Consider the following 10,072-nt stretch of genomic DNA (forward strand, 5'->3'; position numbering starts at 1 on the left):
TATATCAAAAAAAATGGAGGAAGAAACGAAAATTGAAGACGACTTTACCCTTATACGCTTTCAGAATGACAGTTCAGAGCCTTTTTTTGCCAACCGTGAGCTGGGAAGTGATATGATTCAGTTTCATTTCGGACTGAAAGGCAATAGCAATTTTTTGTTCAGTCAGGGTAGTTATACTTTAGAATTGAAAGAGGAAAAATCCCTGCTTTTGTATAATCCTAAAAAGCAGACATCACTTCATTTAGAACTTGCTCCAAATTCATGGGTGATTTCTATTATCGTCTCGATTAAGAAATTTCACGCGCTGTTTTCTACTCAAGCAGATTATATTACTTTATTAAGTGCTGATAATAACAACCAAAAGTATTCTACTGAAGCAAATATCAGTCCCCCGATGGCAATTGTTTTAAGCCAGCTGTTTCATTATAACTTTCATCCTTCTATAAAAAACCTTTATTACAAAGCAAAAGGATATGAACTGCTGAGTTTGTATTTTAACAGGTCTGAGAATCCAAGTGCACAACATTGTCCGTTTTTAATTGATCAGGACAATGTTTTGAAAATCAGAAAAGCCAAAGAAATTATTATTGCAAATATGAATGAACCCCCTGGTTTACAGGAATTGGCAGATGAAATTGGCCTTAATATGAAAAAACTAAAAATAGGTTTCAAACAAATATACGGTGATACTGTCTATGGTTTTCTGTTTGATTACAAAATGGATTGCGCCAGAAAACTGCTTGACAGCGGCTGCTACAATGTAAATGAAGTGGGCTTAAAAATAGGTTACAGCACCGGAAGCCACTTCATTGCGGGATTCAAGAAAAAATTTGCCACAACTCCAAAAAAATATCTGATGTCGATTAATACCAATTTTAAAACAGTATCGATTTTGTAAATTGCAGTATAAATAAAAAATAATATTACTCATATTTCTAAATGGCAGCAAATGCTACTTTTAGAAAAAATTCAAACAACAAATACTTAAAGCTTAAAGCTTAACTAAAAAGCAAAAAAATAATGAAAGGCGTATTAATAGTAAATTTGGGATCTCCCGAAAGTCCAACACCAAAAGATGTAAAGCCGTATTTAGATGAATTTTTAATGGATAAATACGTGATCGATGTTCCGTATTTATTGAGAGCTTTATTAGTCCGAGGCATCATCTTAAGAAAAAGACCCAAAGAATCGGCACATGCTTATGCAAAAATCTGGTGGGACGAAGGTTCGCCCCTTGTAGTGCTTTCAGAACGAATGCAGAAGAAAGTACAACCATTGGTAAATGTACCGGTTGCACTGGCAATGCGCTACGGAAGCATGACCATCGAGAAAGGCCTCCAGGAATTACACGATAAAGGCGTTAGCGAAGTAATGCTTTTCCCACTGTATCCGCAATATGCAATGGCTTCTACTCTAACCATTTTAGTAAAGGCAGAGGAAATCAGAAAGAAGAAATTTCCACAGATGACTTTTACCAATGTTGCTGCTTTTTACAACAAACCGGATTATATCAAAAATCTGGCAGATTCAATTCAGAAACATTTAGCTGGATTTCCATACGATCATTTATTGTTTTCGTATCACGGAATTCCAGAACGTCATATACGAAAAACCGATGTAACCAAATCGCATTGCAAAATTGACGGTTCTTGCTGTAACACACCTTCACCAGCGCATGATTTCTGTTATCGTCATCAATGTTATGAAACGACAAAACAAGTAGTAAAATTATTAGGTCTCCCAGAAGATAAATACAGCTTAACTTTCCAGTCCCGATTGGCTGGAGATAAATGGCTGGAGCCTTATACCGATATTGAAATTGATAAAATGCCGGCAAAAGGAATTAAAAATCTGGCTGTGGTAACACCGGCTTTCGTTTCGGATTGTTTAGAAACGCTCGAAGAAATTGCCATGCGTGCCAGAGAAGATTTTGAGAAAAATGGAGAAGAAAATTTCTTGGCCGTTCCTTGTTTGAATGACGACGACCAGTGGTGCCAGACTGTTGGTAACTGGATTAATGACTGGGCTGAATAATACTAAAATAGCAATATCGAGATATTGGACCTCCCATCATTCATATATCCGTTCGCCTCTTTATACAAATGAACTTCGATAATTCTTCTGTCGAAGCATTCAGTGATTCGGCAGATTGAATAATCAAAAGTAAAATTTCTTTCAACTCATTATTTCCAAGATTTACATCTTCACACAACAATTTTGAAAGACCCAGGATATTGGCAACGGACTTTCTAACCTTGTGAGAAATTGCAAACATCATCTGCTCTAAACCACTGTTAAATTCTTCCATGTTCAACTCCTTTTCTTTTTCTCTGATGTTCAAATTTACATTAGCAATTTTTAAATCTTTAGTACATCTTTGCAATTCTTCGTGATTAAAAATAAGTTCTTGCTTCGCTTTTTTTAACTTATCTAATATAATATCCTGATCCATAATTTACGATTAATAAAGTTAGTTAAAAGTATAACATTTAAAACGACTTTTCTTACCTAAGTACGTCTAACATCAATTAGATTCTAAATTCCCCGCTTTTTATTTCGATGTTTTGTTATTAATTGATTTTGAGAGTTAAAAAAAAATATTTTAAAAAGTAAATATTTACTCTGGAAAGTAATTTTGTTTAATATTCTAATTCTGTACTAATTATCTTGGTAACTTTTTAAAGTTTTAAAATAGAATTATTTTGCATAATTTTAAGTAAAACTATTTTATGTATAACAAGTTTACTATTTCTGAAATCATTCTTAATATACTGGCACAAAGCCCTGAAAAAACTTGCCCTTTTGAAGATTTAACCAGTATGGTTATTGCTTGTTTGAATGAATCCCTACAAGAGAGTTTATTTATCCAAAGGTCAAATCAGGCAAAAGTCTTAGATGCATTAATAATGCTAGATAGTGAAGGTCTTATTATTTTAGATTCAGCTACAGATGCAAGCATTATAACTATTAAGGGACTAATAAATATAAGAAGCAAAAGCTTTCTAAATTGATAAACAGTCTTTTTTGACTTTCTTAAATATATTACCCATTAATACCTTTGTTAAAGAACTAGTACCAGTATAAATATCATTTATCTGCTTATTCTGCATTTATCACTGCAATATTTCACTTCGTCCCAGATTTTTTCCCATTTTTTTCTCCACGCAAATGGGCTCTGGCAAACAATGCAGATTTTAGTGGGCAGGTTTTGTTTTTTAACTCCTCTCATTTTTTTGTTTATTTCTAAAACTCCAAACAATATCACTGGCGTATTTTCGAGTTTGTTCTATGTCAACTATAGGCTCTGGATAATCTCTACCTATTTCGCATTTGTAAAATTGCTGCTCAATAAGATTTAATTTCCATGGTTCATGAATTAATTGTGGTGGAATTTCAGCCAGCTCAGGCAGCCATTTCTTTATAAATATGCCCTCTGAATCGTGCTGCTGTGAATTTTTTACGGGATTATAAATTCTAATGGTATTGCCTGTTGTTGTACCGGCCTGCATCTGAATCTGCGGATAATGAATTCCGGGTTCATAATCTAAAAACTGTCTTGCCAAGAAATGAAGGTCCCGCCAGTCCTGCCACAAATTGAATGTAAAAAAGGAAACCAGCATGGCACGCATTCTAAAGTTGATATAACCTGTCTGGACTAAACATCGCATACAGGCATCAACAATAGGAACGCCGGTTTTACCTTCCTGCCAGGCTTTTATATAGATTTCGTTTTTTGGCTTGACCAAGGAATCGTAATCTTTGTTTATATTTTCAAATTCAATTTGACAGTCATTTTCAAATTTTTGCATAAAATGGCAATGCCAGTGAAGTCTGGAAACAAAATTTAGCATGGCTCTTTTGTTGTATGATGTTTCATAAAACTGATTGGTATATTGATACACCATTCGCATGCTTATGTTTCCATAGGTTAAATAAGGCGATAAACGGCTGCAGCCTTTTCGACTTAAAGCTGGTTTGGAAATGTGCTTGCTGTAATTTACGTGTCTTTCTTTTGCAAAACTTTCTAAATATCGCCAGGCCCAATATTCGCCACCTTGTTGAAAATTTTTATTTCGGTTTGTAATTTCATTCGAAAGTACTCTTCCTTTTAGTTTTTGATAAAAATCAGGATCTAAATTTTCAAATTTAAAAGTATTCAGGTCAATCATTTTAGGAATTGCGCGCATTGTTTCTTCCCAGCGCTTATCCCAATCTTGTTTTGATCGCAGCTTTCTGATAACACCATGGAGCTGAGATTGTTTCCAAAGAATTTTATGATCATCAAAAAAAAACTGCATGGCAATATCCCTGTCAAAAGTGACTTTGTTGCCAATTTCCTGATGCGAAAACACTGTTTGAACCTCATAAAGACTGCATAAGTGCTCAAAAACAGTCTGGACTTGGTTATGAAAATAATAAATCTGCGCAGCAAATGATTTTAATTTAGACTGCATTTCCTTTAAGGATTCATAAACAAACCGCCAATGACGGACATCAGCATCATCGCAAGTCATTATTGAGGGTTCAAAAAAATAAACCAAAAGAAGAGGGATATTTTCCTGCTGTGCCATAAAAAGAGGTTCGTGATCTGTAAAACGCAGATCACGTTTGAACCACATAATATTTATCTTTTTTTTATTCAACTTTTAAGCAGTGATTTAATTTCCTTATCGGGCTTTGCATAGCTAAATCGGTCTAACTGCATGGTTTTATGATAGCTGTCCAGACCGGAACAAGTAACGGTATTGGCTTTTTCTAAATCGAGGAAACCATCCTCAGACAAGCAGTCTTCGGGAATAAAAATCTGGACTATTTCCCCGATAATCATAGTAGTATTATTGATTGAAATGGCTGTTTTTTCTTTAAATTTAATGCCTAACTGTACGTTGCTTTCGAGTACAAAAGGAGCTGGAAAGTTATTTTTATATTCCGCACTGAGTCCTGCAGCATCAAATTCTGAAATTTCTTTATTGTATCTCGCTGATGTCTGATGTGCCTGCTTGTAGATCTGTTCATTGATATGATTAATGGTATAGAATCCTGTATCTAAAATATTTCTCATGGTATCACGCTCGGGCGGGCTGGGGCGAAAAATCATACCTATTAATGGAGGATTTGCTCCAATATGAAAAAAAGAACTAAAAATGGATAAATTAGTATTTCCCTGTACATCAGAAGTTCCTACCAATGCCACACTTTTAAAACCGCCTAAACTATTGATTAAATGCACGGCAGTTTGCTTTTCCATTTTTTCCAGATCACTGGTTTTAAAATTTATTTTGTTTTTCATTAGTAGAAATTTATTAAAAAATGCAACTTTTCAATTGATGAGTATCCATTTTTTATCACTGTTAAGTCTAAAAGTAGCAATATGTTCCTTATTCCATTCTTTGGGTCCTATAAGTGAGAGAAAATCAAAACCGTCTGCATCTTTATATAAGTGATATATTTCACCTACAATAGGTTCAAAAGAAAATCTGGCATTGTATACCAATTCATTCCATTGGAATTCTTCGATTAAATCCTGGTATTGCATTTTTAGTTCATTGAATTTACTTTCAAACTCTTTGTTTACCTTATTTAGGCCCATGCCTTTCCATCCTGCTAAATCATCTGCTTTTATTACCGGTGCGCCAACATTTGTAGCATATGGCAATAGGCTTGCATTATAACCATGCTCAGAAGAAAATACTACATTATCGGGTTTATCTTTTTTTATCATCTTCGAATATTTTTATTAACGCTTAGATATTTTATTATTTGAAATTGCTCTTTGCCTGTTACATTTAAATCTTTCTATTGTTTCGGCTCTCTTTGCAGCGTGTTTTGTTTTACAATTTTCAACTCGAATGCGCCATAATTTATAACTGCTGAATTTTAGCTCTTTTTTCATTAAAGCTTTCACATCGGCTTCTGAAAGATGAAATTGAAATTTTATTGCATCAAAAGGTGTTCGGTCTTCCCATGCCATTTCTATAATTCTATCGATCTGAATTTCATTCATTACACCATTATCGATTTTTACAATGATTGACTTTATCATATTTTGTTTAACAGTTATTAAATAACATTAAACAAAAATAATACTTTTAAAGTTATGAGAGAATTGATAATACATTAAATCTTAAACCAATAAATATAATCTAAAAGATGGGAAGAAATTCTATTTTATAAATTGATAAAAAATCCAGGCCACAATTCTTTATTTCTAGAATTCCAGCTTTTAAGTACTTAAAAGGGCTAAAAGAATAACATTTGATTTTTAAAGTTTATAATCAATTGATTAAAATTACTTAATTGAAAACTTGGAGTACCAAAGATAAAGAAGAAGAAATTTAGGCTATACATTACATGTTTGCTTTGATTTTGAATAAAACAGCGAAATTATTTTGACAAAAGTAAATTGCGCAAAAAATATTACTTCAAAATACTCATCCATAATACCTTTTACTTAGTCCGATTTTATTTTACTTTATTTTTTGACTTCTTTTAAAACCAAAAAGAATATTAAAGCGTAAATGACTTTATAACTTAAAAAAAGTAATTATGAAAACTAGAAAATTTTTAGCAGCGGCAATCCTGGCATTAGGATTTGGATCTACATCATTTGCACAAAAAACTGTAATGGTTGGTGGAGCGGCTATGTATCCTAATAAAAATATTATAGAAAATGCTGTAAACTCAAAGGATCATACCACCTTGGTAGCAGCAGTAAAAGCAGCAGGATTAGTTGAAACTTTACAAAGTAAAGGGCCATTTACTGTTTTTGCACCAACAAATGAAGCATTTAATAAATTGCCGGCTGGAACTGTTGAAACATTATTGAAACCTGAGAATATTAAATCATTACAAACCATATTGACATATCATGTAGTGGCCGGTAAAATGAATAGTTCTGATATTGCAAAAGCAATAAAAGCTGGTAAAGGAAAAGCTGCTTTAAAAACAGTGAGCGGCGGAACTCTAACTGCCTGGATGGATGGAAAAGATTTGTACATTAGCGACGAAAGCGGCAATAAGGCTAAAGTTACAACTTCAGATGTAAATCAATCTAATGGTGTTATACATGTAGTGGACACAGTACTGCTTCCAAAAATGTAATTTGCTAAAAATAAATTACAATTATATAAAAAGCTCTGAAATTTCAGGGCTTTTTATATAATTACTATGCGATACAATAATAATAGTCGATTGTAAAAGAGATTCTGCTTAACATTTTATTGCCAGCTCAAAACTTTACATATATGGAGCTGATATCTTTTTTTACAAAAAAATTAAGGGCTATCTCATTTTACTTTAAATAAATTAAAATTATAAGATTGCAATTTATGGTAAAATCATATATAAAACTATACATTTTTTCATCAATCCCCAACAGGACATCTAAACCAAATTGTTGAAGCCATCTTAAGACAGGTCCTACATCCAGTAAGCCAATCTCTTCAAATCTTCCATAAAATGTATAGAAATTTGTCCCTTCGAGGTCCCCCGACAGGACATACAAATCGCTTATTTTTTATAACTAGGTACTAGTTAAACAGTAAAAAAACGAATAAAAAGAGTCAGATTAGAAATGGACTTAAATTAAGATAATTCAATATTATTAATTACATATCCAGAAATTAAATTTCCATATTGTAATCACCCAATCTTTAAAAAAAAACTTCAAAAAATTGGTATATATATAATTTTTTCCTCTTGAGTTTTCGTTTTCAAATCTTGAAATAATGTAATCATATTTAAAACTGTAAATATGTTTAATGAAAAGTTCAATCTGAAAAATCTGTGTAAGTGACAATTCTATTTAACCGTAAATATTAAGTATTTTTGGTATATTTGTAGTACAAAAAAGAATAATAGTACTGTCAGTTATTCGTTAGTGTTTTAATTTTTGTGCATGATTTGTTGAAATAGTAAAATTGAATTTGGGTGCAGAATCGGTGCATTAGGTTCAAGACATTTATAAATACGTAGCAAAGACGGGATCTAAACACATAAAGTTCGAATCCTGCTCTCCCCACGAAAAGGGGAAAAGAAGTGAAAAAGGCAACTTTAACAATCTTTTCAGAAAACCCGAAAACGTGTTAAAACCTGCAAATCCAAGGATTCGCAGGTTTTTTTGTTTTAAAGCACTTTTCAATCTTTATAAAAATACTCAAAAGTTTTGTGGCAAAATCGTGGCACATTTGGGTTGGAGGAATCGGAACATGATTACTCCTGTTCCGATTTAATTCGCTCATTTTTTTGACACTTCTGGGAAAAATTCAACCAGTGTCAAATGAAATTTCTATGCTATAGTATATTTTTTTTCTGTAATAGTATTAGTCGTTTCAGTTGTTACATTATCTACAAATCGCCATTCAGCTTCAGAACCAGATAAGGTAAATTTAAGATATGTATATCCTCGCTTATATAAATTTGCATATTCTAAATCATCTATCAGCACTGTAAATGCCTGTGCTAATTCTACAGCCTTTTTAGGGTCGGATGTAATTCCAAGATATGCCTCCAATCCTGGCGATGAAACTGAACTGCAAGCTATTTCAGTACCTATAAAATTTCCTTGCATATTGGTAAGTTTACCCATCCACGCATTATGAGTATCTCCAGCCAGTACCACAACATTTTTTCCAGAAAGTATACTATACAATTGTTCTCTTTCTGCAAAATAACCATCCCAGGCATCCAGATTATATGGCAAAGTTGTCGTGACTCTCGCAATTTCCTGAGCCGTTAAAGATGGATCACTTTGTTTATGTCTCATTTTAATAACAACAAGTTCGGAGATTGCACTAATAAGAGCCTGCATAGTTGCTGGCTGTGCACTTCCGAAATGATCTACTTCTGCCAACACTTGGTTCAAAAGCAGCAGCAGTTCTGCAGGAATCAGCATTTTTGTCATCAGGATCTGCTGACCTAATACTTTCCATTTAGCAGTATCTGCATTGATCTGCGATCCCAGCCATGTCATTTGTTCGCTTCCAATTAATTTTCTGCTTGTGCTTAACAAATCTGTTCTAAATTTTGTCTGATTAAAACTTCCACCATTATCAATATAATCAGAATAACTCATCTGCTTATCTCTTGCTATAACTCTAGTATCCATCATATAAAGTGAAAGAATATTACCGAAATTAAAACTTCTATAAATTCTAAGATCTTTTCCTGTTTTAAGCGGAATATATTCGCTGTAGGCCTGAAAAGCCGCCATTTTTCTCATCTGAAAATCTCCTTCATTAGGCTGATGATTTTCTGCACCTGATTTATAGGTATCATTAGCAAACTCATGGTCATCCCAGACACATATAAAAGGTTTTTTCTGATGAAGAAGCTGAAGGTTTTTATCTCCTCTATATTGTCTGTAACGTTCTCTGTAATCACTGATACTTATAATCTCTCTAGCTGGTTTATGTTCTCTGCCCAACGGGTTGGTAAAGGGATTTGTTCCATACTTTCCTGGCGCATATTCGTAAATATAATCTCCAAGATGAACCACTACATCGGCATCTGAAGAAGCAATCGCACCATACACATTAAAAAGTCCTGCCGGAAAATTAGAACAGGAAACAACAGCCATTTTAACATCACTTACCATATCTGTTTTAGACGGCAGCGTTCGTGTTTCTCCAGTAACAGTTGCCTGTTTGGTTTTGGCATTATAAAATCTATAATAATATTTTGTATTAGAGGTAATATTCTGAACATCTACCGCTATTGTAAAATCATTCGTGGAAGATGCTCCGGCCTGTCCTTTTCTTAATACGTCCGAAAACCCGGCATCCTTACTGAGCTCCCAGGTAATTTCAGCGTCTGAACCTGTTGAATATCTTGTCCAGATAATCACTCCGGTTTCAGTCGGGTCAAAACTGGCTACTCCAGTCTCAAACCCTTCATTTTTCATTCCATCTGGCGCACCGCTATTATCCGATTTATCATCGTCACTACAACTTTCAATAAGTGGGGCGATGAAAACTCCTCCAGCGGCCAATAAAGAATTTCTAAGAAACCTTCTTCTGCCTAAATCATTGTTATTTTCCATAAAAAAATTTTTATATCAAAAAAACAATGTAAT

11 protein-coding genes are annotated in these 10,072 nt (G+C 33.5%); 4 read left to right on the forward strand and 7 right to left on the reverse strand.

The genetic code is table 11. The features are described 5' to 3' along the window. Positions 1–13: 13 nt before the first annotated feature. Positions 14–898 carry an AraC family transcriptional regulator gene (locus IW20_RS17875; RefSeq protein ID WP_035625466.1) on the forward strand — a complete coding sequence of 295 codons (885 nt, stop codon included), beginning with the start codon at positions 14–16 and terminating at the stop codon, positions 896–898. Between the two features lie 122 nt (positions 899–1,020). Beyond that, a complete protein-coding gene (hemH, locus tag IW20_RS17880) occupies positions 1,021–2,034 on the forward strand; it encodes a ferrochelatase (RefSeq protein ID WP_035625470.1) in 1,014 nt (337 codons plus the stop codon). 40 nt (positions 2,035–2,074) lie between these two features. On the opposite strand, the gene IW20_RS17885 is transcribed toward hemH, so the two are convergent. After that, a complete protein-coding gene (locus IW20_RS17885) occupies positions 2,075–2,452 on the reverse strand; it encodes a hypothetical protein (RefSeq protein ID WP_035625474.1) in 378 nt (125 codons plus the stop codon). A 277-nt stretch (positions 2,453–2,729) separates the two neighbouring features. On the opposite strand from IW20_RS17885, the gene IW20_RS17890 reads away from it, so the two are divergent. Continuing rightward, on the forward strand, positions 2,730–3,011 hold the full coding sequence (locus IW20_RS17890; protein WP_035625477.1) for a hypothetical protein: 282 nt from the start codon (positions 2,730–2,732) through the stop codon (positions 3,009–3,011). Between the two features lie 80 nt (positions 3,012–3,091). Here IW20_RS17890 and IW20_RS25805 read toward each other — a convergent pair whose 3' ends face one another. The 5 genes from IW20_RS25805 to IW20_RS17910 are packed head-to-tail and all read right to left on the reverse strand — an operon-like array spanning position 3,092 to position 6,043. Continuing rightward, the gene (locus tag IW20_RS25805) at positions 3,092–3,229 is read right to left on the reverse strand and encodes a DUF2256 domain-containing protein (RefSeq protein ID WP_081912509.1); all 138 of its coding nucleotides are present in this window, start codon (positions 3,227–3,229) and stop codon (positions 3,092–3,094) included. After that, positions 3,216–4,643 carry a cryptochrome/deoxyribodipyrimidine photo-lyase family protein gene (locus tag IW20_RS17895; RefSeq protein ID WP_081912510.1) on the reverse strand — a complete coding sequence of 476 codons (1,428 nt, stop codon included), beginning with the start codon at positions 4,641–4,643 and terminating at the stop codon, positions 3,216–3,218. Before IW20_RS17895 ends, IW20_RS25805 begins: the two co-directional genes overlap by 14 nt. After that, positions 4,640–5,290, reverse strand: coding sequence for a flavin reductase family protein (locus IW20_RS17900; RefSeq protein ID WP_089052224.1), 651 nt, complete (start codon positions 5,288–5,290; stop codon positions 4,640–4,642). Before IW20_RS17900 ends, IW20_RS17895 begins: the two co-directional genes overlap by 4 nt. A gap of 30 nt (positions 5,291–5,320) precedes the next feature. Beyond that, on the reverse strand, positions 5,321–5,722 hold the full coding sequence (locus IW20_RS17905; RefSeq protein ID WP_313771877.1) for a DUF2452 domain-containing protein: 402 nt from the start codon (positions 5,720–5,722) through the stop codon (positions 5,321–5,323). A gap of 15 nt (positions 5,723–5,737) precedes the next feature. Beyond that, entirely contained in the window at positions 5,738–6,043 is a 306-nt protein-coding gene (locus tag IW20_RS17910) for a TIGR03643 family protein (protein WP_051885892.1), read from the reverse strand. A 503-nt stretch (positions 6,044–6,546) separates the two neighbouring features. On the opposite strand from IW20_RS17910, the gene IW20_RS17915 reads away from it, so the two are divergent. After that, positions 6,547–7,101 carry a fasciclin domain-containing protein gene (locus IW20_RS17915; protein WP_035625480.1) on the forward strand — a complete coding sequence of 185 codons (555 nt, stop codon included), beginning with the start codon at positions 6,547–6,549 and terminating at the stop codon, positions 7,099–7,101. 1,186 nt (positions 7,102–8,287) lie between these two features. Here the strand turns inward: IW20_RS17915 and IW20_RS17920 are convergent. Then, positions 8,288–10,039, reverse strand: coding sequence for an alkaline phosphatase D family protein (locus tag IW20_RS17920; protein ID WP_035625483.1), 1,752 nt, complete (start codon positions 10,037–10,039; stop codon positions 8,288–8,290). Between the last annotated feature and the right edge of the window lie 33 nt (positions 10,040–10,072).

Source organism: Flavobacterium hydatis, from assembly GCF_000737695.1.
In the GTDB taxonomy this organism is placed as follows: Bacteria; Bacteroidota; Bacteroidia; order Flavobacteriales; family Flavobacteriaceae; genus Flavobacterium; species Flavobacterium hydatis.

Excerpts from the sequence above, each read along its gene's own strand:
- IW20_RS17905 (WP_313771877.1), bottom strand. The coding sequence starts at position 5,722 with ATGATAAAAAAAGATAAACCCGATAATGTAGTATTTTCTTCTGAGCAT.
- IW20_RS17890 (WP_035625477.1), top strand. The coding sequence starts at position 2,730 with ATGTATAACAAGTTTACTATTTCTGAAATCATTCTTAATATACTGGCA.
- IW20_RS17900 (WP_089052224.1), bottom strand. The coding sequence starts at position 5,290 with ATGAAAAACAAAATAAATTTTAAAACCAGTGATCTGGAAAAAATGGAA.
- hemH (WP_035625470.1), top strand. The coding sequence starts at position 1,021 with ATGAAAGGCGTATTAATAGTAAATTTGGGATCTCCCGAAAGTCCAACA.
- IW20_RS25805 (WP_081912509.1), bottom strand. The coding sequence starts at position 3,229 with ATGAGAGGAGTTAAAAAACAAAACCTGCCCACTAAAATCTGCATTGTT.
- IW20_RS17910 (WP_051885892.1), bottom strand. The coding sequence starts at position 6,043 with ATGATAAAGTCAATCATTGTAAAAATCGATAATGGTGTAATGAATGAA.
- IW20_RS17920 (WP_035625483.1), bottom strand. The coding sequence starts at position 10,039 with ATGGAAAATAACAATGATTTAGGCAGAAGAAGGTTTCTTAGAAATTCT.
- IW20_RS17875 (WP_035625466.1), top strand. The coding sequence starts at position 14 with ATGGAGGAAGAAACGAAAATTGAAGACGACTTTACCCTTATACGCTTT.
- IW20_RS17915 (WP_035625480.1), top strand. The coding sequence starts at position 6,547 with ATGAAAACTAGAAAATTTTTAGCAGCGGCAATCCTGGCATTAGGATTT.
- IW20_RS17885 (WP_035625474.1), bottom strand. The coding sequence starts at position 2,452 with ATGGATCAGGATATTATATTAGATAAGTTAAAAAAAGCGAAGCAAGAA.